Source organism: Pseudolactococcus chungangensis CAU 28 = DSM 22330, from assembly GCF_002441885.1.
Taxonomy (GTDB): Bacteria; Bacillota; Bacilli; order Lactobacillales; family Streptococcaceae; genus Pseudolactococcus; species Pseudolactococcus chungangensis.
Genome location: NZ_JXJT01000012.1, coordinates 25,220 through 47,751 on the forward strand (window position 1 = coordinate 25,220; position 22,532 = coordinate 47,751).

The 22,532-nt window shown below is 37.9% G+C and carries 20 protein-coding genes; 2 read left to right on the forward strand and 18 right to left on the reverse strand.

Going from position 1 to position 22,532, the window contains the following annotated elements; all coding sequences use genetic code 11:
• Positions 1-16: 16 nt before the first annotated feature.
• From RR45_RS06375 to RR45_RS06440, 13 genes are all read right to left on the reverse strand, one after another.
• Positions 17-1,840, reverse strand: coding sequence for a BglG family transcription antiterminator (locus RR45_RS06375; protein ID WP_031366653.1), 1,824 nt, complete (start codon positions 1,838-1,840; stop codon positions 17-19).
• A gap of 218 nt (positions 1,841-2,058) precedes the next feature.
• On the reverse strand, positions 2,059-2,799 hold the full coding sequence (dagF, locus tag RR45_RS06380; RefSeq protein WP_031366652.1) for a 2-dehydro-3-deoxy-phosphogluconate aldolase: 741 nt from the start codon (positions 2,797-2,799) through the stop codon (positions 2,059-2,061).
• Positions 2,800-2,830: 31 nt separating this feature from the next.
• Positions 2,831-3,835 (reverse strand): sugar kinase, encoded by a 1,005-nt coding sequence (locus tag RR45_RS06385; RefSeq protein ID WP_031366651.1) that lies wholly within the window; start codon positions 3,833-3,835, stop codon positions 2,831-2,833.
• 2 nt (positions 3,836-3,837) lie between these two features.
• A complete protein-coding gene (locus RR45_RS06390; protein ID WP_031366650.1) occupies positions 3,838-4,935 on the reverse strand; it encodes a DgaE family pyridoxal phosphate-dependent ammonia lyase in 1,098 nt (365 codons plus the stop codon).
• A 9-nt stretch (positions 4,936-4,944) separates the two neighbouring features.
• Complete coding sequence (locus RR45_RS06395; protein WP_031366649.1) at positions 4,945-6,048, reverse strand: amidohydrolase/deacetylase family metallohydrolase; 1,104 nt, start codon at positions 6,046-6,048, stop codon at positions 4,945-4,947.
• 20 nt (positions 6,049-6,068) lie between these two features.
• Entirely contained in the window at positions 6,069-7,151 is a 1,083-nt protein-coding gene (locus tag RR45_RS06400; protein ID WP_031366648.1) for a DUF871 domain-containing protein, read from the reverse strand.
• Entirely contained in the window at positions 7,151-7,423 is a 273-nt protein-coding gene (locus RR45_RS06405) for a hypothetical protein (RefSeq protein ID WP_031366647.1), read from the reverse strand. The genes RR45_RS06400 and RR45_RS06405 overlap by 1 nt, the downstream gene beginning before the upstream one ends.
• A 134-nt stretch (positions 7,424-7,557) precedes the next feature.
• Positions 7,558-8,874 carry a PTS sugar transporter subunit IIC gene (locus tag RR45_RS06410; protein ID WP_031366646.1) on the reverse strand — a complete coding sequence of 439 codons (1,317 nt, stop codon included), beginning with the start codon at positions 8,872-8,874 and terminating at the stop codon, positions 7,558-7,560.
• A gap of 218 nt (positions 8,875-9,092) precedes the next feature.
• The gene (locus tag RR45_RS06415; protein WP_031366645.1) at positions 9,093-9,794 is read right to left on the reverse strand and encodes a GntR family transcriptional regulator; all 702 of its coding nucleotides are present in this window, start codon (positions 9,792-9,794) and stop codon (positions 9,093-9,095) included.
• Positions 9,791-10,561 (reverse strand): DUF1803 domain-containing protein, encoded by a 771-nt coding sequence (locus RR45_RS06420; protein ID WP_031366644.1) that lies wholly within the window; start codon positions 10,559-10,561, stop codon positions 9,791-9,793. Before RR45_RS06420 ends, RR45_RS06415 begins: the two co-directional genes overlap by 4 nt.
• Positions 10,551-11,090, reverse strand: coding sequence for a YiiX/YebB-like N1pC/P60 family cysteine hydrolase (locus RR45_RS06425; protein ID WP_031366643.1), 540 nt, complete (start codon positions 11,088-11,090; stop codon positions 10,551-10,553). Before RR45_RS06425 ends, RR45_RS06420 begins: the two co-directional genes overlap by 11 nt.
• A 398-nt stretch (positions 11,091-11,488) precedes the next feature.
• The gene (locus tag RR45_RS06435) at positions 11,489-11,731 is read right to left on the reverse strand and encodes a type B 50S ribosomal protein L31 (RefSeq protein WP_003138626.1); all 243 of its coding nucleotides are present in this window, start codon (positions 11,729-11,731) and stop codon (positions 11,489-11,491) included.
• A gap of 147 nt (positions 11,732-11,878) precedes the next feature.
• Complete coding sequence (locus RR45_RS06440) at positions 11,879-12,889, reverse strand: YeiH family protein (protein WP_379902777.1); 1,011 nt, start codon at positions 12,887-12,889, stop codon at positions 11,879-11,881.
• Between the two features lie 121 nt (positions 12,890-13,010).
• Between RR45_RS06440 and RR45_RS06445 the strand changes: the two genes are divergently transcribed.
• Positions 13,011-13,883, forward strand: coding sequence for a LysR family transcriptional regulator (locus tag RR45_RS06445; protein WP_031366641.1), 873 nt, complete (start codon positions 13,011-13,013; stop codon positions 13,881-13,883).
• Between the two features lie 124 nt (positions 13,884-14,007).
• Here RR45_RS06445 and murA read toward each other — a convergent pair whose 3' ends face one another.
• From murA to RR45_RS06460, 3 genes are all read right to left on the reverse strand, one after another.
• Positions 14,008-15,276 (reverse strand): UDP-N-acetylglucosamine 1-carboxyvinyltransferase, encoded by a 1,269-nt coding sequence (gene murA, locus RR45_RS06450; RefSeq protein WP_031366640.1) that lies wholly within the window; start codon positions 15,274-15,276, stop codon positions 14,008-14,010.
• Between the two features lie 133 nt (positions 15,277-15,409).
• Positions 15,410-17,314 (reverse strand): ABC transporter ATP-binding protein, encoded by a 1,905-nt coding sequence (locus RR45_RS06455; protein WP_031366639.1) that lies wholly within the window; start codon positions 17,312-17,314, stop codon positions 15,410-15,412.
• Positions 17,314-19,020, reverse strand: a complete 1,707-nt coding sequence (locus RR45_RS06460; protein ID WP_031366638.1) for an ABC transporter ATP-binding protein — start codon at positions 19,018-19,020, stop codon at positions 17,314-17,316. Before RR45_RS06460 ends, RR45_RS06455 begins: the two co-directional genes overlap by 1 nt.
• A 141-nt stretch (positions 19,021-19,161) precedes the next feature.
• Between RR45_RS06460 and RR45_RS06465 the strand changes: the two genes are divergently transcribed.
• Entirely contained in the window at positions 19,162-20,358 is a 1,197-nt protein-coding gene (locus RR45_RS06465; RefSeq protein ID WP_031366637.1) for a cation diffusion facilitator family transporter, read from the forward strand.
• 46 nt (positions 20,359-20,404) lie between these two features.
• Here RR45_RS06465 and RR45_RS06470 read toward each other — a convergent pair whose 3' ends face one another.
• A complete protein-coding gene (locus tag RR45_RS06470) occupies positions 20,405-20,884 on the reverse strand; it encodes a thiol peroxidase (RefSeq protein ID WP_031366636.1) in 480 nt (159 codons plus the stop codon).
• 128 nt (positions 20,885-21,012) lie between these two features.
• Positions 21,013-22,359: a glucose-6-phosphate isomerase gene (locus RR45_RS06475; protein WP_031366635.1), complete on the reverse strand. Its 1,347-nt coding sequence runs from the start codon at positions 22,357-22,359 to the stop codon at positions 21,013-21,015.
• Positions 22,360-22,532 lie beyond the last annotated feature (173 nt).

A 22,532-nucleotide genomic window follows, 5' to 3' on the forward strand; every position in this document is an offset into this window, starting at 1 on the left:
GGCTCAGAATACAAGGTCATGATTTGATAAAATATTCAGTGATCGCACGTATTTCATAGTCATTGATTGGCAAATCATGTTGACTGAAAATCACTTCAATATCATCTAACACTTGATTTGAAACAGCAACCGTTGCTGTTTCTTCATATTGCGCATCAAACATAATCCGATGAACAGTTAGTAAAATATGCAATAAAAATCCCTCACTAAACTCTGAGCGTAGTCTATCTTGAAATGATTGTTTTAAAGCTTCATAGACCATAAACCCTTTGACAATTGTTTCCTGATTAATGTCTTGGGCTGAAACAGCTTGAGGTACACTCGTAGATTTTATGATTGGAAAATGACCTTTTCCTTGCGCTAACAAACTTGCCACCGTTTTTTGAATCAGCTGTATATCTTTTTCAGAAGTTAATGGTTTGACCTGTAAAACCGGAATATCTTGACTGTCAACCGGAAAAGCGCTGATAATTAAGTCTGGCTCAGTCTGTGTGACAATCCGAGGATAATTTAACACACTCGCAAAGCCAACAATCTCTATTTCTGAAATCATACCGTTTATCTTTTGTTGTAAAAATGATGTGACACCTAATCCTGTAGCACAGACATATACGACACGAATTTTTCTCTCCCCATTACCTACTCGTTCTTTTGAGGTCATAAAATGAAGTGTAATGTAAGAGATAAACGAACCATCTCTTGCAATATCAAGATTTAATTCTCGACCGACAAATTGTCTGACTCTCGTAAATAACAAGCGTTCATTTTCTTTAATTTCCTTTAAAAATGGATTGTAACCATTAATGTAATGGTGTGTTCGTTCCAGACTTAAAGTCAAATGTGCTGCCAAATTTTGAAATAGAATACTATCTTCATTAAACGGGATTTGTGCTGCTTCCGTCACAAATGCTATCATTCGACTCGTCAAGTCTAGAACATTGATAGACGTATTAGAAAAGCTTAAATCGCTATAAACATAATCGTACTCCGCTTGAAGTAAAGGCTGATGATAGATTTTTCCAATTTCGCAAAACAGAGAAACAGTTAAGCCAGAGCAGTTGGTCACGTCTAACACTTTACCGTTGCCAATTGAACAATCCTCGATGAGTCGAACTAGTGAAATCGTCAACCTAAGCGCTAGGGTGAAGAGTTCAAAATAAGGGGTGTTATGGCTCATTTGCTCAGAAAGACGCATCGCGATTAATTTCAAAATGGATTCATAATAAACCGAAAAGGCTTGTGGTAGAATAGATTCAAAATAATTGATAACTTCTTCTTTTTCCAAATGATTTAATTTCGACATCATCATAAATAAATCATAATCAGTAAAATTTTCTTGAATTAATTTTTCTAACAACAATCGCCGTTTACGTTCTTCACCTTTAACGCGAAACCCTAAATGATTGGCAACGAGTTGAATCTCATTGGCAGTGAATAGCGCTTTGATTTGCTGTAAGTCAAAAATAATTGTATTTTTAACGACACCATATTCATCTGAAAATGAGGTTGAGCTAATCGGCTTTTCAAACAATAGCAGCTGAATCATCATTTGTTTTTTGCGCATTTCAGCATCAATTGGCGCACATAGACGTTCAGTACCTAATAGTTGGCTGAGCAATTTTTTACAGGTAACATCATCCCCCTCTACAAAATAACCAAGACCAGGCTTAGAGACAAGCAACACCTGTTCGCTTTTTAACCATCTTCTAATATTTGCAATGTCACTTTTTAACGTCCTGGGACTGATTTTATTTAAAGCAGCTAATTCTACCGCTGTTTTAGATGATCGAGATGATAGTAATTCTATCGTCGTGTCAATCTCCCTTTTCGTTAATTGCATTTAATTTTCTCCTTACTTTATTAGTATACAATGGATTGACTTGTTTGAAAATACAGTTAAATTGCACGATTAACTCGTGCAACACTAATCATCTCCTTATGTCCATTCTATTAAGCACTATGACTGCTTATCATAAAAAATCCCTTTAACTTTCGAAAGTTAAAGGGATTTTTTCATTCTCAAGTAGATATAAACTCAACCCTAGCTTTATCCCAGTATTATTTCAATGTTTCTGCCATCATCGCATGTAATGCTTTAACATCTTCAACTTTTGTATCACCTGTTGTTTTGTCAATGATTGAGGAATAAACGTGAGGAATAATCTTCTTAACACCTGCATCTACTGCAATTTGAACGATTTCTTGGAAGTTTTCCAAATCAATCCCACCAGTTGGTTCCAAATAAAAATCATTTTCCGCACAAGCTTTAGCAACTGCTTTGTATTCTTCGATATGGTCAAGACCTTTCATATTGAAGAACTTGATTGAGCTACCGCCCATATCTTTTAATAATGCAATCGCTGTTTCAATCGGAACAATCGCTGCTGGTGCTTGAGATGATAAAGGACCTGTCGCTAAATTAACCATGCCGACAGTTCCAGTTGTTGAAACAAGTCCGTTAATGATCGTATCATCTTGCCCCAAAAGCGCACGGCTTGCGCCGACACCAGTAAAGACTTGGTTAACATGTTGTGGTTGTAATACTTTTGAGAGACGTGCAACCATTGCTGACTGGTTTGGATCGCCTGCACCAAGACCTACTGATAAAGCATTGTCAGTCGCCTCAATATAACGTTGCATATCTGCAATAGCTGCTTCATCTGTATCATAATTTTTTGACAGAACGCCAAGGACAACATGACCTTGTGCTGCCGCATAACAAGCTTTGGCATTCTCAACTGAGTTGGCTAGAACATTTAGACAAAGACGGTCTTCAAGGTAGTTAGGTGTTTTTTTCATTTTATTTTTCTCCATTATCTATTTTAATGATTTATCTCATGACATCCAGGTCGTCATATTTCATTTTTTCTTGTATAAAACTTTTGGTTAATATTGGGCTATCGCCATATGTCGTATGTGCTAATTGAGTACTTGTTATTGCAAAGTCAACCATCTCTTGTAATGAGCACTGATCAATCAAGCCTTGAATAATACCCGCTGCAAATGCATCTCCTGTACCGATTCGATCATAAGTCGTCACAACTTTATCATCTGAAAAAACAATATTTTCCTTATCTGCAAGAAAACCACGAACAAGTTTGAAATGTCCTTGAGCAGATTTTTCAGTGCCACAAAAATAAGTCAAATCATAATCATGCACAAAGCGTTGATATAAATCTGCGAGCGATTCATGCTCTTCATCAAAAGGCATCTCTAAAAGCAAAGTTAAATCTTTCTTACCACCAATAACAATGCTAGCCTCGTTAAGAATCTGCTTATAGTCTGCAATTAAGCTCGAGCGTTCTTCTGGTTTTACCAAACTCATCCGATAATTAAAATCAAAACAAAGCGGTATCGACATGGTAGTCGTTATCTTAGCAAGACGTAAAGCATTTTCTCGACCGATTTTTGAAGTAGATAAAGCGATACCACAAATATGCACTAAATCTACATTGGCTAGGGCTGCTTTCATCTGACTATCTGAAATTTCAGTTGTACAAAAAGCACTTTCACTTCGATTAAGATAAGTCACTTGACTCGGACGATTGCCATATCCCATCTCTAAAAGATAAGTGCCAATATGACTACCTTTAAAAATTAAGTGATTATCTTGAACACCTAATTTCCTAATACTTGCCGCAGCAGCATGACCAACTGGATTTTCTGGTAATACCGTAAGCAAACTCGTCTGTACCCCATTTCTTGCCAAACCAGATAAGATATTCAACCCTGTACCACTATAACTCATATCAAGTGTATCTGTTTGATCAAGCATTTTATAGTGTTGTGGACATAGCCGCAACATCACCTCACCAAAAGCTAAAATATTTTTCATGATTAAGACTCCATCACTGTCTGTAATTTATTGACAATTGCGGACATTTCTGTCCGATTAACTGCACGAATATCAAATTCAATGATGCCATTATTGGCTTGATATTCACGTGTGTAGACTGCCAAATCACCTTCTTTTAAGGCTGCAATAACTTGTAAAGCTGTGATTTTATCTGAGGTTACTTTAACATTCGCTCTGTAAATGTCTCGTCCTGCTGAATCTTGAACTTCTTTTGCTGATAAGCCTGAAATCGCATTAAGTGCTGTAATAAATGGCGCGAGACGTGCTTTCATACTATCTCCAGTTTCACTACCATTGTCTAAATAGTCTTCCAAAGCAGTGACAAAACCGATGATATTATCTTTACCAATTTTCATGGCACGTCCAATGCCTTTATTTTGAAGTTGAATCCAAGGAATATAAGGGTCTCGACCAATTACCATAGCACTTGACGGTGCCTCAATTGCTTTAGCACCTGAATAAATGATGAGGTCAGCACCGGCTGCATAATATTTTTTCAAGTCTTCTTCAGCGGCTGCGTCAACAATCAAAGGTAAATTGTGCTTTTTAGCGATTTCAGACATCTGCGGAATCGTCAGCATACTTTTTTGAACGGTATGATGACTTTTGATATAGAGTAAAGCTGCCGTCTTGTCGGTTATCTCAATTTCCACTTGCTCTGGTGTACATTCATTTGCCCAGCCAGCTTCTACCAATTGTCCACCACCTAGTGTGACCATGACTTCAACACCTGTACCATAATTGACATTATGGCCTTTTGGTATGATGATTTCGCGTTTAGTTATCCGATTCGTCAAATGATGATAGGCGTGATAAATATCTCCTTGACCAATCACTGCAGCGGTTGACAAAGCGATACCGCTACTTGCGCTTGAAACAACTGTTGCATTTTCTACGTCTAATAACTTGGCAATATACCAACCTGTCTTAACCGTCAAATCAGCCATTTCAAAAAAGGTTTGTCCTGCCTCTTTTTGAGCTTGTGCGACTTTGTCACTAACTTTTGAAACACCTAAAATTGTCATTTTACCAGAGGCATTGATGACTTGCTTTAAGTTAAATTTTTGATGAATTGTCATTTTTTCTCCTCAATCTATCTCATAGACTTTTCCAGCAATAATCGCAGCTGTCGGCTGAATTTGGACAGAAGTTTTAACCGTTTCCTGATTTGAATCAATTAACTGTTTAGATCTATCATCTGTCACTTTAAATAAAGTAATGTCTGCATCGTAACCGACAACCAACTCACCTTTACTGCCAAGTCTCAAAGCTTTTGCTGGTGTCTGTGTGACACGATGAATGACTTGTTCAAGTGAATAACCAACATACATCAATTTTTCCATTGTTGTAGCTAGATTATAGACTGGTCCATCTAGGCGATTTCTCGAATAAATATCCGTTGAAATAGAGTTTGCTAAAATATTTTCAGCTTTTGCTTGCATGGCTACTTGGAAATTAAAACTTTCTGTCCCATGTCCAATATCAAAATGAACGCCTGCCTCATAAGCCTTTTTAGCAAAATCTTTAATCCGACCAGCTCTATCTAAAATACCATTGTCTTTGCCATTAAAACAGTGTGTGACAATATCGCCAGCATCCAGGTAAGTCATTAATTCCTCTAACTCAACTGGCGCTGTCCCAATATGTACCATGAGTGGTAAGTTCGCTTTTTTTTGAAGTGCCTTTGCCATAATCAAAGGTCTAACACCATTTTGCCCAATGACACTTTTACTCATTCGCGCTTTAATGCCAATAATAAACTCGCTTAACTCTTGGATACGCTCTAAATTCTTAGACTCATTTACTTTTGTCAAATCAGCTAACTCATCCTGAAAAACAATACCGTCTTTTGAAATATTTAAAAGCGCATAGACATTTGTTTTCGATTTTTTAGCAATTTTGTAAAATTCATCTATATTATTTTCACCAGTTGATCCTGCATCAACAATGGTTGTGACACCATTTTTAACGCCAACCTCATCTGGATAGTCATAATAAAGTGACATTTTTTCATAGCAATGCACATGTGCATCAATCCAACCAGCAGATATAAACTGTCCTTTGGCATCAAATACTTCCTGACTCTCCGCTGTAATCGCAGCGCAAATCTCTGAAATTTTACTATCCTTAATCGCCACATCAATTGTTTGATGGTCTAACGTTCTAGCATTTTTTAAAATCAAATCATACATCCTATATCCTCCTTTCCATCTTATTGTTTAAAACGAAATTTTGTCCAAGGTTGAATATAATCCAGTAACATCAGCTCATTTTCTTGAATCTGAGCTACTTTATTTTTTCGTGAATCTGTATGAGGTTCTAGAACAATTTGTAATTCGTTTTTATATTTACCAAAATCATCATTTCCCACAACAACATCACCAAATTGGAAAATCTGTTGATTATCGTGTAATGGATTTTCTTGCTTATAATCTTTTCGAACTTGTGTTGAGCGAACCATTTGCGATGTGATATCACCTCGTCTAAAATGCTGATTATCAAGTACAATCTCACGCTCCACAGGATTAGCAGACGGTAAAAAATCAACTGTTAACTCAATTTGATAGCGATTGATATCGCCCAGCGCCTCAAGCTCTGCTTCACTCGCATAGGCATTCCCAATAATGACATCATCAATCAGACCTGTCGCAAATAAATGTTTAGCTTGCACCTCAACTGGTAAGTGACGGTGCAATTCTAGTGTTGGTAAACCGTCATTGATATCCCAAGGACCGCCTGTCGCAACTTGACTAGATACAAACGCCGCTGTTCTGATGCCATGCTTTTTAAAACGCTTTGAGCATGATACAAAGAAATCAAACGGTAATGCACTTCCCTCTTGCGGATAAAAATTATGACAACCATAAATATAAGGTTCATTTGCTTGATAAGTCAAAATATTATCCAAATAAGCAACATCATTTGACATATTTAACTCGATAATCAAGCCATATGGATTAAATGATAAGGTAGCCTCCTTGTTACCGTCAAAACCAGCGTCCAAGCGCAATCCGTCTGCACCCAATTCAGCAAAGAAACTCAAATCATCATATGAGATTTGTAACTCATCAAAAATATTAGGTGCAATATCTAAAATCACTTCGTAACCTAATTTTTTAGCTGCTGAAATAAGCTTAGAAAATTTTTCAGCAACTACTCCCTTACCTTGAGTCACTTCAAGCATAGACATAAAAATACGTTCAAAACCTTGTGATTTGGCAAACGTGATATAAGCTAAATCTTCTTCAAATACACTACTATCTGGATAAACTGATAAACCTAGTCTTCTAAACATTATTTTTTCTCCTCCATTTGTCCCCATGTCTCGGTATGTTTATGATAGCGCCAGAAAATAAGACAGGCACTCATAATTGACACGACAATTACGAAGTAAAGCAAGTGGGTCAAAACAGTTAACCCCATGCTAAGCAAAATCACAAGTAAACAAAGCGGGACTATTTTTAACATAGATAGTGTCTTAACAAACATCGGGACATGATTTTTCTCCAAACAAATCATACTGATGATAAAAGTTATGACTGAAATAATCGCTACATCATATGTCATGGTAACTCCTTTAAATTTTGTTCATTATGTTCTTTTGCTCACTAACTCACATCCTATTTTTAGGCCAATCAATGACATTTAAAAGTGAACAAATTGAATAACTATGTAACTTTGGCTTTCGCCAAAGTTATTTTTTAACCTTCCGCAAGTTCAGAGGCAATCTGTTCTTTTTCAAATACTTTGAAAAACGGATAGTAGATCACTAAACTCACTAAGAAGTTAATCACGACAAGAACACCAGCCATAATATGCCAGTTTGTTACCATCATCGCACCAATTGGCGAAGGCACTGTAAAGACAGTCCGAGAAACTGTCATTGGTACAAGATGTGTGATGGTCGCAAGATAGGCAATAACTGTCATGACCATTGGCGACAGAATAAAAGGAATCGTTAGCGTTGGATTCATGACAATCGGTGCTCCAAAAATAATCGGTTCATTAATATTAAATAGACCTGGCAAGAAACCAATTTTTCCTAATTCTTTCAGATAAGCAGATTTAGATGTCAAGAATAAGCAGACAAGCGCTAAAGTTGCACCCGCGCCACCTATCCAAACAAACCATTGTAAAAACATTTCCGTAAAGATGTTAGGCATTTCAGTCGCTGCCACATGATTTGAAAAAGCCTCCATATTATCAGCAATCGAACTTTCCCAGAAAGGCCGTATGACAGGTCCCATAATTGCAGGACCATGAATCCCTAAAATCCAGAAGAAACAGATTAAGAATACTGTTACAAGTCCTCCAAGTAGGCTATTCCCCGCAAGGAAACCTTGTAATGGCATCAGTAGATTCGAAAGCGTTGCATTGATATCAAAGCCAAGCATATGACGAATCACCCAAAAAAGAATTAAACAAGCACCCGCTGGGAATAATGCGATAAATGAATTGGCAACTTCTGGTGGCACACCCTCTGGCATTTTAATCGTAATATTTTTAACTTTCATAAAGCGATAAATTTCAACAGAAATAAGAGCAGTGACAATCGCGCCAAATAGAGATTGTGCTCCAAGATTTGCAATGTTAAGATAACGACCAGCTGCAACAATTTCAAGTTTATTGTTAGTGAGATTAGTTGTTGATACTTCCGCCCACAAACGAGCAGGAGCGATACTTGTAACAATAAATGACATCACTGCAATAATCCCAGCCGTTAACTGGTCTAGCTTATAACTCTGAGCCAGTGAACTTGCAATCCCAAATGTTGCATAAAGTGCCAGAATACCAACCGTAAAACGATAGGGGATATCCAAAATGGGCAAGAAGGGGGTTAATTTTTCAGCCACCGCTGGAATTGGAAAATTTAGGAAAATAACGAAGAATGAGCCGACCAAGGTCAATGGCAAAGTCGAGATAATCCCTTTTCTGACAGCAAGCATATGCCTCTGTCCACAGATTTTAGCAGCAATAGGTGAAACCTTTTGCTCTAAAAATGTAATCAATCCGTTCATACAGACTCCTTATAAGTAAGATATTGAGTCGACTACTTTGTCTATAAATTTTGGCATAAGTCTCAAACGAACGTATTCGTTATAATATTAGGCAAGACTTGTTCCCAAAGTATCGACTATCGATTAGAGGTATAAAACACACATGGAAGCGCTTCCTTGATTTAAAGCATAACATTATAATATTATTTTGTCAATAAAAAAAAGAAAATCAAGTTTTCTCAAACTTGATAATCTATTAAATAAGGTGTCGTCCCAGAATCATAATATGACATTGTATACTCTACAAGTTGGCCCATTTCAGTATAAGCTGAACGAGTCCGATTCAAGATAACATCTGAAACTTTTGGTAATATTTTACTCAGTTGTTTTGGTGTTTTTCCAGCACAAAAAGCATCTTCCATATTGAAAATTTCAAACCCTTGCTTAACTAAAAACGAATAAAATGAGAATTGATTAGTCCCTTTTTCAGGTAAGAACTCCGATTTTGTCAAAGGGAAATAATGCTTAACAAAGATACTCGCAATACCATCTAACTGATACACACGATGAATTTCATAGATATTATCAACATCAAATTTTTCATTTATCGTAGCATCTTTAGACTTACCAATGTAAACAACGGCAGTTTGGACATCTACGCCATGGTCCTTTAAAATTTTTGTAAATGTTTTTGCTTTATTAAAAACATTTATCGGTTGATTACTGATAACTTTAGTTCCCATACCGCTTTGACGATGTAAGTAACCACCTTCAACTAATAAATCTAGTGCCTTACGAACTGTGATTTTACTCACTTCAAAGCGTACTTCTAACTCATTTTCTGTTGGAAAGAAACTCCCCACTTCATACTTGCCATTAATAATATCTGATTTTAAAGCATCAAAAACTTTTTGATATAAAATTTGATTTTTTTGTTTCATGTTCCTACTCCTAACTTAACAAAACTTGGCACTGCCTCACATTGCCGAATTTGAGCGGCAATAAAATCATGTGCATCCCTAAAAACGACTGTTTCGAACTCACTTTCATCAAATGTCAAATTAAAACGGTAGCTCTCCTCCTCATGTTTCACAATATAACCATATGCTTCAAGTGTCTGAACAAAAATATCTGGTCGTTTCTGCTTCACGACATCTTTTTTGGCAAATTTGAGTAAAAATGTTGTCATATATTTAAGAGCGTAATCCGAATCAACATCACCTATAAGCTTAAATATTTTTTGCTCAAAGGGCGTCAGGGCTACACGTTTTGCCACATGATAAAAATAATTGGCTAAATTATTAGCCGTTCTAGCAAAATCAGACGAAAAATGTAGTTCAATGGCATTTGTCTGATTCGTTAGGGTCTGCTGAATTTGTGAGCCTTGAAGTTTTGAGACGAGTTCCGAATCCTCTGCCACAAAAAAGGGCTGCTCAAAATTTAGATGTTGCGGTTCTGTTGCAGGTAACGTCAAGTCAAAGTCACCATCAGTAAACACTTGGAATTGAATGGTATAGCGTTTATCAAGACGTGAGATAAACCCTGCTTGAACAAAGTCTTCAATCTGACGTTCTAAATTTTGTTCATTTCCAAATGCCGCTTTTATTTTCCGTAAGGTCACATCATCATGATTAATCAAAAAATTGATTAATTCTTGAAAAAATGGTCGCTCAGTTAAGCGATTATGATTGAAAATTTTAATTTGCATCTGATAGCATTCCTATATAGTCTAAACCTGAATATGTCGCTAATTCATCTGGGTTGCTTCCTAACTTTCCTAGTGGTACAGTCAGTCCGAGTTGATCAAAATAGGCTTGCCAATAGTCCGAGATAAGAATCTCTTCGCTGCCAAAAGACATGGCCGACTCTGGTAGTTTGACCTGATTGGCAAAAGTGGTGACAACTAACTGCGAACAGTAAAATCCATCCGCATCTGGATAAAAGCTATTGTTATACGGCTTCCCTAGATGCTTCTTGGCTTCAACTACCACGGTTGGTGCATCAATATCTAACATTCTAAAACACTCAACTTGCGTATGTTCAGATAAAAAATCTGCTAGAGTTTCCTCTATAACGCCATATTTAAGCGTTGCATGGATGATGGTCGTTTCACTAGTTACAATGGCAACATGGCTATAAGCACCGGTAGACTCCGAGATAGCGGCAGCAAATTCATCCCCATCATTAGGGATTGTTTTGACAAACAGTAGGTCAGCTGGTTTTAGTCGTAAGGTCATAATTCTCATTATACCAAATTTTTTCCAGTTTTGTTGTCTTTCTTATTATATAAAAATAATATATAAGTACGATTCTAACTACCTTAGAAAAGAATCCCTAACGTTTCTGAATTTTGCTTTCTCGCTATGCTCGTCGCAGAGAAGGCTGACGACTTTAATTCTTGCTTTCTCGCTTTCGCTCGTCGCAGAGAAATATGGCTTATAAAAAAAGCACGCTTTCGCGTACTTTCTTATGAACTTTAATTCTTGCTTTCTCGCTTTCGCTCGTCGCAGAGAAATATGGCTTATAAAAAAGCACGCTTTCGCGTACTTTCTTATAGACTTTAATTCTTGCTTTCTCGCTTTCGCTCGTCGCAGAGAAATATGGCTTATAAAAAAGCACGCTTTCGCGTACTTTCTTATAAGCCATATTTCTTGTTGAAACGGTCCACACGGCCATCGGCTTGTGTGAATTTAGCTTTACCAGTGTAGAATGGGTGTGAGTCTGATGATGTTTCCACACGGATTAATGGGTATGTGTTGCCATCTTCCCATTCAACAGTTTCTTTTGAGCTTTTTGTAGAGCCGCTCAAGAATTTGAAGCCTGTTGAAGTATCCATAAATACAACTGGTCCATAATTAGGATGGATGTCTGCTTTCATGTTCGATATTTCCTTTCTGCCTTGGGCTGTTTGCCAGTCCAAAGTAATCAATACTAGATTATTCTACCAAAATTCCAACATGTTTTCAAGTCCAAAGGTCGATTAGTCTGGAGTTTTTTTACACTATTACAGATGCTATCTTTTTAATTAACTAATCTTAAACAAATAAATAAATAAAAGTGCCGCAAGTGTTTGAACTAGGCCGACGAGTACCCCATAAGTTAAAAAGCTAAGCCCTTCTTTCATGAATTTTTTGAAATCCAGTCTCAAGCCAATCGCAGCCAATGCGATTGTTTCAAACCATGTACCAATTTGATGTGCACCATCATTGAAAAAATGTGGTAGTTTGACACCACTATTTAGGATACAAACAATTAAAAATGCGATAACATACCAGGGAATTGAGACTTTTTTTAGATTTTTAACTTGCATCGTCCCTTTCTTTTTCGCCCGTTGTTGAAACACAAAAACAACAACAACTAAAAATAGTATTCGAGTGATTTTAAATAACATGGCATAACTAACTGTTTCTTGATTGACTAAACTGGCACCTGCAACAACTTGTCCAACAGATTGTAAAGTGCCTCCCAATAAGGCACTATTCGCTAATAAGTGATTCCCATATAGCATTGCCCCCAACAATGGTAAAGTCAGCATCATGACCGTTCCTAACAAATTAACAAGTGTAATGACTTGGCCTTTTTCTTCATCTTTTGCACCAATACTTGGGGCAATGGCACCAATTGCTGAAGACCCACAGACGGCGTTCCCACCAGCCATCATCGTTGACATATTGTCAGAAAAACCTAAACGTTTGCCAATTAAAATGGCCGAAATAATTACAGTTGCCATCATCGCCATAATATAGCCTAAACCATTCAATCCCAAACGACTAATTGTTTGAAAAGTTACAGTAAAGCCTAACAAGACGACTGAATATTCTAGCAAAACGCTCTCAGAAAATTTCGTCCCAACTTCTAAAACTTCTTGCTTAAAAAAAATATTACCTAATACAATGCCGAAAAGAATCGCAAGCGTTGCGCCACCTAAATCTGGTAAAAAAATAGCACATATTTTGGCAATGATTGCTACTAAGATGGATAAGCCTAATCCTGGTAGAATTGTTTTATATTGATGTAATGACTCATGTCTCATCATATTTTTTCTCCTTCTGTTCCGATAAATAATTAATTTCTATTACTATTATAAAACAATACTTCCATTATTTTGATTAATTGATATAATAGCTTTAATCAAAAAAAATGATGGGAGCGGATCAATGTTCAAAAAATTATCAACTTTTAAGGTAGTTTATGAAACAAAAAATTTTTCCAAAGCCGCTGAGCTCTTATTCGTCGTACAGCCTACGGTTTCTGCGCAAATTAAACAATTAGAGAATGAATTAGGAACGACACTTTTCATACGTAATGGCAGAAAAGAAGTCTTAGCGACGCCACAAGCTGATTTACTATATCAGAAAACAGGAAATCTATTAGATGATTGGGAAGACTTAAAATTCGAGATACAAAATCGAAAAGATAAACTAACAAATTGTAACATCGCTGCATCTCATACATTTTCTATTTATTTATTACCCGATTTAATCATCAATTTAAAACAGTGCTTTCCAAACATTTCTTTTAGTATTAAAATGATGAACTCACTAGAGGTTCTAAATGCACTAGAACATCATGACATTGACTTTGGTTTTATTGAAAAGCCCTTATCGGCCAAAAATATACGTCGATTGCCTTTGTTTAACGATCAGCTCGTCTTAGCAGGCAATCCTACGATAGGACCTTGGCTTATCCGAGAAAAAACATCTGGTGTCTACTATTACACACAACGGTACTTAGAAGAAAACGATATTCAAAAAGAAACCATGACCGTCCAAAATAATGAAATCATTATTGCACTTCTTAAAAAAGGGTTTGGCTGTTCTATTATCTCTCAACGTGCAGCTAAAGGGCTAGTTTATCAAAAACTATCAGAAAAATATAGTCGTCAGTTTTATTTAATCATCCGAGAACAGGATGCCTCCTCAGAATTAACAAGCGTCACGCAATGGATTCAAAAAAAATCTGATTTTAAAACAAACAGCAGCAAACATATTTCTAAAGCTGATACCGCTTTGGGTAATAATAGGAACTGATGATGTGCGATAATAAAAGTAGTTGATACAAAAATCATCTATCATCAAAAAGAAAAGCAAGCCATTCAATTAATTTGCTTGAATAGCTTGCTTTTTTTTCCTATTATTTTTAAAGACTTTTAGTTTAATTTTCATCAACTAACTTGATATCAACACCTAACGACGTCATTTTTTCAATGATATTATCGTAACCACGCAAAATGAACTCAACATTTGAGATTTTTGTTTCACCTGTTGCCATCACACCGGCATTGACCAACGCAGCTCCTGCACGCAAGTCTGTCGCCATCACTTCTGCGCCATGCAAGTCATTCGGCGCATGATAGGTAATTTCACCGTTATTCGCAACAATATTTGCCCCCATACGTGCCAGTTCCGCTGCATGGTTAATCCTTTTTTCATAGATAGTATCGATAACTTTACCACGACCAGTCGTCATCAAAAGAAGAGGTGTAATGGGCTGTTGCAAGTCTGTCGCAAAGCCTGGATAAGGTACGGTTTTAATGTTAACAGCCCTAAGATTTTCCGATTTCAACACTTCAATTGAATCATCGCGGACAATCATCTGAACGCCCATCTCTTCAAGCTTGGCAATGAAAGACTCCAGATGTTCATAAATCACGTTATTAACCACGACACCGTCACCAAAAGCTGCAGCAAGGCTCAGATAAGTGCCTGCCTCAATACGGTCAGGAATGACCGTATGACGTGCACCACCTAATTTTTGAACACCATCAATCCGGATAACATCTGTCCCAGCACCACGCACTTTTGCCCCCATGTTATTGAGCAGAGTTGCCACATCAATAATCTCAGGTTCACGTGCGGCATTCTCAATGATCGTCCGCCCCTCAGCCTTAACAGCTGCTAACATCGTATTAATCGTCGCACCAACTGAAACCATATCCATGAAGATAGTCGCAGCGTGCAAAGGCGCACCATCTGTCGTTAAATGCATGGCATTTTCTTTAAAGGTCATGCGTGCACCTAAGGCTTCAAATGCCTTAATATGCAGGTCAATCGGACGAGGTCCTAAATCGCAACCCCCAGGCAAACCAACAGTCGCCTCACCAAATTTACCTAACAAAGAGCCATTAAAGTAGTATGAAGCACGCAAAGAGTTAATTTTACCATAGGGAAGAGGTTTAGACTCAACACCGCGCGGATCAATAACAACAACCCCTGCTTCAATATCGCGCTCAATCTTAGCGCCCATAATCTCTAAAATTTCAATTAAACTTGCAACATCGGAAATATCCGGAACACCTTCTAAGGTCACCACATCATCCGCTAAAATGGTTGCAGGAATCAAGGCAACGACTGAATTTTTTGCGCCGGAAATCATCACTTCCCCTGAAATACGTTTCCCACCATTAATTACTATTTTTTTCATTTTTTATTATATCCAATTCTCAAATGTCAAATTCATGCTTATCTATTTTACCATAAAATATAAAAATTTGACACCTACCAGACCAGCAAAAAAGCAGACCATGATGATCTACTTTTTCAGTCATTTATCTCTTTTATTCGAACACGAATTGATTATGATAGAGCTCTGCATAGAAACCGTTTGGCACGTGTAAAAGCTCGTGATGACTACCTTCTTCAATGACAACACCATCTTTTAGCACGACAATTTTGTCTGCGTTTAGAATCGTTTTTAGCCGATGTGCAATGACAAAACTTGTCCGTCCTGCAATCGCTGCTTCCATCGCCCATTGAATTTGTTGCTCTGTTACGGTATCAACGTTTGACGTTGCTTCATCCAAAATCAAAAGTTTTGGATTGGTTAAAATCGTCCGAGCAATCGAAATCTGCTGTTTCTGACCAGTTGAGAAGACATTTTCATCATCATCAACGATGGTGTCGTACTTATCAGGTAGGCTATCAATAAACTCATGGATATGCGTTGTTTTAGCGGCTGTGATGATTTCTTCATCCGTTGCATCAAAGCCAAACTTGATATTATCCTTGATAGTGCCACTAAACAGAACTGAATCTTGTAGCACAATCCCAACGCCACGGCGTAACGAGTCCAAGTCCATATCCCGGATATCAACGCCGTCAAATTTAATACTGCCATTGTCCACGTCATAAAAACGATTCATCAAGTTCATAATTGTCGTTTTACCCGATCCAGTCGGACCAACAACAGCGACCATTTGGCCTTTTTTAACATTGATACTGACATCTTTTAGGATAGGTTTACCTGGCAGGTAACTGAAATCAACGTGGTCGATTTGGACTTCATCTTTAATTTCGTCGAAGATGACACCATTTTCAGGCCGGACTTCTTCTGGTTCATCAAACATTTCTTGCAAACGACGCGCGCCCGTCACTGCCATTTGGAGCTGTGAAAATGACGATGAAATTTGCATCACGGGCTGATAATATTGTTGTGAATACTGTACGAACACGACAACCAAACCAAGTGCTGCAGCTGTTGACATGGATTTATCATTGAGCGCAATCATAGACCCTGCAAAAATAACGATTGCCAAATTGACAAAGCTCATCCCGTTCATAACTGGCATTAGCATACCCGAATAGACTTGACCTTTAAAAGTCGCTTGACGCACTTTGTTATTTTGTTTGACAAAACCGTCTATAGCATCTTCTTCCAATCCCTCAACAATGATGACTTTTTGCCCTGAAATTTTCTCATCCATATAGGCGTTGAGTTTACCGACTTCATCTTGTTGTAAGTCAATGTATTTCTTAGCCTGACGGATGATAATCACAACCAGTAAAATGGCAACTGGCGTTGAGGCAATGGTTACCCACGCTAGAGAGACATTTTGACGAAACATCATGATAATCACACCGATAAACATGGCAACCTGTGTCGCAACAAGCGCGAGTGATTGGTTGAGAGAGTTTTGGATATTATCCAAGTCTGATGTGAAACGGCTGAGGATATCGCCATCTTGATGGCGGTCAAAGAATGAAATCGTCAAACGTTCGAGTTTACCAAATAAGCCTTTACGCATTGAATTGGTTGCACGAGAAACGATTCGTCCAAATAGCACTTCATACATTAGCATGGCAATCGTCATGAAAACATAAGACATAAACAATTTCCACATGATGCTGAAAAAGACTGTTTTTTCCGGTGTATGTTTGGCTAAATCAACCAAAGCAGTTACATCCGTCGGCATCCCATTTTTAGTTAATTCACCAATCATAGCCTGAGGAAGTTCTGCTGGCATATGACCGTTAAAGGATGCGACGATTTTTTCAGCACCTTGATGTTTAAAGTAAGCTGTGACCCATTCACCCAACTGTGTCAAGGCATCACCAATAAAGACAGGCACTTTAACCTGTAAATAAGTGGCGATGATAATCGTTAGTGTGATGATGAGAAGTGAGATTTTGAATTTCTTGAAATAATTCCAGAAAAACTTAATCGCTTTACTATATTCTTTCATTAATCATCACTTCCTTTCTGTGTTTCATAGATTTCACGGTAGGTCGCATTATTTTCAACAAGCTCTTTATGCGTTCCGACGCCGATTAATTTACCGGCATCCAGAACAAGTATCTTATCTGCATGAACAACTGATGAAATTTTTTGAGCAATGATAATTTTAGTAGTGTTTGGCAGTTCCCCCGCCAAACCCTCTTGGACTAATTTTTCAGACTTGGCATCTAGTGCTGAGGTTGAATCATCTAAGATCAAAATTTTAGGATCTCCAATAACGCCTCTAGCTATAGACATCCGTTGTTTTTGACCACCTGAGAAGTTGGTGCCACGTTCTTCAACCGGACTCTCAAAGACATCCGACATTTTTTCAATGAACTCACGAGCTTGCGAGATAGCACTGGCATGTTTCATATCATCAACAGTGGCATCAGCTTTCCCGTGTTTCAAGTTCTGAGCAATTGTTCCTGAAAAGAGAATCGCACGTTGTAAAACGATAGAGACATTCTCACGTATGGTATTTCGGCTGAGATCGCGTAGATCATGACCATCTATTTTGATTGACCCTTCAGTTGGGTCAAATAAACGTGGAATGAGTTGAGCAAGTGTTGATTTACCAGCACCTGTTGCCCCAACAACACCGACAAATTCGCCAGCCTTGATGCTGAAAGAAACATCCTTCAAAGTGGGCTCATCATCTGTCGGATAAGTAAAAGTCACATGTTCAAATTCAAGATTACCAGTCAAATCTTCATCAGGGACATCTTTAAAAGTCATGGCTGGTTCAGTGTGAATGACTTCACCAACCCGTTTAAGTGAGATGAAAGCACGTGATGCCATCATTGACATCATACCACCCATGATAATGGCAAACATGATTTGCATCATGTAAGTCATAAATGAGGCGATACTTGCTAAATCTTTAGGTTCTTTTTGAACATAAGTTGCAACAAACCAAATCGCACCAAAGATTGCCAGGTAAGCCGCAAAGGTAAAGGCTGGAATCATGACAGAAAAGATGTAGCTAACAATCAAGTTATGACCAAGCAATTCATCCGAATTGCTATCAAATTTAGCAGCTTGTTCTTTTTCTTGAACGAACGATTTCACCACACGCGTGCCACGAAGATTTTCTTTGGCAATGCCGTTGAGCTTATCCATCAAGGTTTGAAAAGCGCTGAAATGTTTGCCCATGCTACCCATGGAAACACCTGTAATCAGGACAATAACGACAACCAAAAGAACAATGATCCACCATAGCTTAGGTAAAGTCTGAATGGCTAAAATGAATGAGCCGACAAATAAAAGCGGAACACGAAGTAAGACTTGAAATAAAATCATAATCAAATTCATAACTTGGTTGACGTCATTGGTCATGCGAACAACGAGATTTCCGGCGTTAAATTTCTCAATATTAGCATATGAAAAACTCTGGATTTTTCGGAAAGTCTGTTCCCGTAAATCAGCCGAAACGCCTTGAGCAATCTTGGCTGCAAAAATTGTATTCACCACACCAGCTAAAAGGCCAATCCCCGCGATAACAATCAATTGAATCCCGTAATTGGTGATCTTCTCTTTATCGTCATTAGAGACAGCCACAAGGACTTTTGTTAAGATTTGTGGCTGCCAAAGTGTCGTCCCAACTACCAAAATGACCATGGCAAGTGAACCTAGTGCCCAAAACTTGTATTGTTTAATTGCTTTAATGAGCATACTTTTCCCTTCTGACTTTCAGTATTAGGCATCTCCATCAAAAATATTTTTTTGCATAGACACCCGCAGTATCTTTTTCATTCTAACATATTCTATGAATTTTTTCTGTCTTAAGCGCCCAAAATCTGTTATAATAAGAGGATGAAAAATACACGCTATCAAGATTTTAAATTAGCGGAACGTGGTGCCCTCATCAGTATCTGGGCCTATGTCGTCCTTTCTATCTTAAAACTCGTCATTGCCAACACAACACATTCCGAAAGTTTGCAAGCAGATGGCTTTAATAATATCACCGATATTCTGGGGAATATCGCCGTCCTGATTGGTCTAAAAATCGCACGTCGTCCTGCAGATGATGATCATACCTACGGCCATTGGAAAGTCGAATCTGTCGCGTCTCTTATTACTAGCTTTATCATGTTTGCTGTTGGTTTCTTCGTTTTAAAAGATACAATTACGGCCATCATCAATAACGAGCATACGCCTGTCGATTTATCTGGTTCCATTGTTGGCATCTTCTCTGCTATTGTTATGTTGATCATTTATTTTTATAACCGTAATCTAGCACTCAAATCTAAAAGCTCTAGCCTTATGAGCGCTGCTAAAGATAACTTATCCGATGCCGTATCATCCATCGCAACATCTATTGCTATCTTCGCATCTAGCTTTAACCTCACAATCATTGACCGACTCATGGCAGTTATCATCACAATCTTTATCTTCAAAACAGCCTACGATATTTTTGCAGAGGCCGTCTTTAGCCTCTCAGACGGCTTTGATGAAACAAAAATCAGTATTTATACAGCCGCCATTGCCAAATTACCTAAAGTTATAACAGTTAAATTCATTCGTGGCAGAACCTACGGCAGTAATATTTTCCTCGATGTCGTCGTCGAAATGTCGCCTGACCTTTCCGTTTACGAAAGCCACGAAGCAACGGAAGTGATTGAAAAAGCTTTAAAACAGGACTACGATGTCTTTGATGTGGATGTGCATGTTGAGCCTGCGATATTACCTGATGAGGCACGAGATGCTAGCCTTGCTTTAATCATTTTAGGATTGGAAGAAAAAGTATTGAATGGCTCAGACCCCAGCCTGCTTTCTGAATATTTCACAGAAATCAAAGCAAACGGTGTCGAAATTGACAAAGCACAAAAACTTTTGGAATATCATGAAAACCTTGCCATTCGTGGTTTCAAACCTGACCGTATTTCTAAAAAAACCTTTGTTATTACCTATCATTATTTTGAAAAAGAACAAAAATTTGCCGTTACCAGCATTTGGCGTAGACAGACAGACTGGTATTGCGTGTCACGTCAGTTGACCTTGATTGCTTAAAATAAGATAAAAAAGTGAGACTCTCAGCTCACTTTTTTATCTTATTTTAAATTGCTGCATCCGCAACTTGCAAAGCTTTTTCGTAATTAGGCTCATCAGTCATCTCAGGTAAGATTTCAGCATAAATGATCTGACCATCTTTGATAACAAAAACACTACGAGCCAAGAGGTTAGCCTCAGCCATCACAAGACCATAAAGTTGACCAAATTCATTTTTGGCATCAGATACGATCGTCATATCTACGCCTTCAGCCGCACACCAGTTAGCTTGTTCTTCTGGTGTATTATTTGAAATTGATAGGAAAGTAATTTCTTTGTGTGCTGCAGCTTCTTGGTTAAACCGACGTGTTTGAACTGAGCAGACACTGGTATTAATATTTGGAAAAACACTCATAATAATCGGACTAGGCAATTTTGACAAAGTCACAGCATTCCCGTGCTGGTCCTTTAGGCTAAAATCAGGTGCTTGACCTGTTATTAGTGGGTTAATCTCTGAGAAATCTTCACCATTTCTTGTAATAATCATGTTTTACTCGCTCCTTTATTCTCTTTGATTTCATTATAATAAAAAATCGCTTGAGTCTACACTCAAACGACTTACTTTTTTACTCAAGCATCAAATCAAAATAGATGTCATACTTAAACGACTCAATTTTATAGACGGGCGTTTAATTCTGCGCCAAGTTCTTCAAAGCCTGGTTTACCAAGCAAGGCAAACATATTTTTCTTATAAGCTTCAACACCTGGTTGGTCAAATGGATTGACACCATTAAGGTAACCAGAAAGTCCGATAGCGATTTCGAAGAAATAGATAAGGTACCCCAATGTAAACTCATCTTGTTTTTTAATCGTTACAACTGAGTTAGGGACACCACCATCAGTATGAGCAAGGAGCACACCTTGGAAAGCTTTAGTATTGACGAAGTCAACATCTTTTCCTTCAAGGTAACCAAGACCGTCTAAATCTTCAGCTTCTGTTGGGATATTAATATTCAATGTTGGTTCTTCAATTTTAATCACTGTTTCAAAGAGGTTACGGCTACCTTCTTGGATAGATTGACCGATTGAGTGCAAATCTGTTGAGAAGTTAGCTGATGTTGGGTAAATCCCTTTATAGTCTTTACCTTCTGACTCGCCGGCTAATTGTTTCCACCATTCGCTGAAGTATTGCAATGACGGTTCATAGTTAGCCAAGATTTCGATTGTTTTACCTTTACGGTAAAGGATGTTGCGAAGGACTGCGTATTGGTAAGCTTGGTTGACTTTCAAGTCTGGTGTGCTATATTCTTCACGGGCTGCTGCGGCACCATTCATCAAAGCTTGGATATCTGCACCGCTTGCCGCGATCGGTAAAAGACCAACCGGTGTCAAGACTGTAAAACGACCACCAACAGCATCTGGTACAACAAATGATTCCCAACCTTCTGCATCAGCTTGGACTTTAACTGCACCTTTAGCTTTATCAGTTGTTGCATAGATACGTTTATTAGCTTCTTCTTGACCATATTTTTTAATCAAGAGTTCTTTGAAGACACGGAAAGCGATAGCAGGCTCTGTTGTTGTACCAGATTTTGAAATGACATTAACAGAGAAATCTTTATCGCCGACATATTCAACTAATTGTGACAAATAAGTTGACGAAATTGAGTTACCAGCGTACAAAATTTGTGGTGCTTGGCGTTTTTCTTTAGATTCTAAATTAACAAATGAGCTGTTCAAAAAGTCAATCGCTGCTTTCGCACCAAGGTATGACCCACCAATCCCAATGACGATTAAAACATCACTGTCAGATTTGATTTTTTCAGCTGATTTCAAAATACGCGCAAATTCTGCTTTATCGTAATCTTTCGGCAGATCAATCCAGCCTGTGAAATCTGACCCTTGTCCAGAACCATCACGCAAAGCAGCGTCAAATGCTGTCACTGCTGGCTGTAAGTAGTCAAATTCGTGCTGAGCAACGAATGGTAAAGCTGTTTTGTAATCAAATTTAATGTGTGACATGTTTTCTCCTTAATTAATTGGTGTGGGAACACACGTTTTCTTAACGCTCATGCGTCAAGTTTGCATTTTCTAGCAAACTGTTATCGTTTTCACTAAAAAATCAATTTGATTCATTTTACCGCTTTTTAGTGTTTTTTTCAAGGATTTTGTCATGAATTTGTGACTTATTTTTC

Coding starts and splice junctions, on each gene's coding strand:
- RR45_RS06465 (WP_031366637.1), top strand. CDS start 19,162: ATGAAAAATACACGCTATCAAGATTTTAAATTAGCGGAACGTGGTGCC.
- RR45_RS06470 (WP_031366636.1), bottom strand. CDS start 20,884: ATGATTATTACAAGAAATGGTGAAGATTTCTCAGAGATTAACCCACTA.
- RR45_RS06405 (WP_031366647.1), bottom strand. CDS start 7,423: ATGACATATGATGTAGCGATTATTTCAGTCATAACTTTTATCATCAGT.
- RR45_RS06440 (WP_379902777.1), bottom strand. CDS start 12,889: ATGATGAGACATGAGTCATTACATCAATATAAAACAATTCTACCAGGA.
- RR45_RS06410 (WP_031366646.1), bottom strand. CDS start 8,874: ATGAACGGATTGATTACATTTTTAGAGCAAAAGGTTTCACCTATTGCT.
- RR45_RS06400 (WP_031366648.1), bottom strand. CDS start 7,151: ATGTTTAGAAGACTAGGTTTATCAGTTTATCCAGATAGTAGTGTATTT.
- RR45_RS06420 (WP_031366644.1), bottom strand. CDS start 10,561: ATGCAAATTAAAATTTTCAATCATAATCGCTTAACTGAGCGACCATTT.
- RR45_RS06385 (WP_031366651.1), bottom strand. CDS start 3,835: ATGAAAAATATTTTAGCTTTTGGTGAGGTGATGTTGCGGCTATGTCCA.
- RR45_RS06425 (WP_031366643.1), bottom strand. CDS start 11,090: ATGACCTTACGACTAAAACCAGCTGACCTACTGTTTGTCAAAACAATC.
- RR45_RS06455 (WP_031366639.1), bottom strand. CDS start 17,314: ATGAAAGAATATAGTAAAGCGATTAAGTTTTTCTGGAATTATTTCAAG.
- RR45_RS06445 (WP_031366641.1), top strand. CDS start 13,011: ATGTTCAAAAAATTATCAACTTTTAAGGTAGTTTATGAAACAAAAAAT.
- RR45_RS06390 (WP_031366650.1), bottom strand. CDS start 4,935: ATGACAATTCATCAAAAATTTAACTTAAAGCAAGTCATCAATGCCTCT.
- RR45_RS06435 (WP_003138626.1), bottom strand. CDS start 11,731: ATGAAAGCAGACATCCATCCTAATTATGGACCAGTTGTATTTATGGAT.
- RR45_RS06415 (WP_031366645.1), bottom strand. CDS start 9,794: ATGAAACAAAAAAATCAAATTTTATATCAAAAAGTTTTTGATGCTTTA.
- dagF (WP_031366652.1), bottom strand. CDS start 2,799: ATGAAAAAAACACCTAACTACCTTGAAGACCGTCTTTGTCTAAATGTT.
- RR45_RS06395 (WP_031366649.1), bottom strand. CDS start 6,048: ATGTATGATTTGATTTTAAAAAATGCTAGAACGTTAGACCATCAAACA.
- RR45_RS06475 (WP_031366635.1), bottom strand. CDS start 22,359: ATGTCACACATTAAATTTGATTACAAAACAGCTTTACCATTCGTTGCT.
- RR45_RS06460 (WP_031366638.1), bottom strand. CDS start 19,020: ATGCTCATTAAAGCAATTAAACAATACAAGTTTTGGGCACTAGGTTCA.
- murA (WP_031366640.1), bottom strand. CDS start 15,276: ATGAAAAAAATAGTAATTAATGGTGGGAAACGTATTTCAGGGGAAGTG.
- RR45_RS06375 (WP_031366653.1), bottom strand. CDS start 1,840: ATGCAATTAACGAAAAGGGAGATTGACACGACGATAGAATTACTATCA.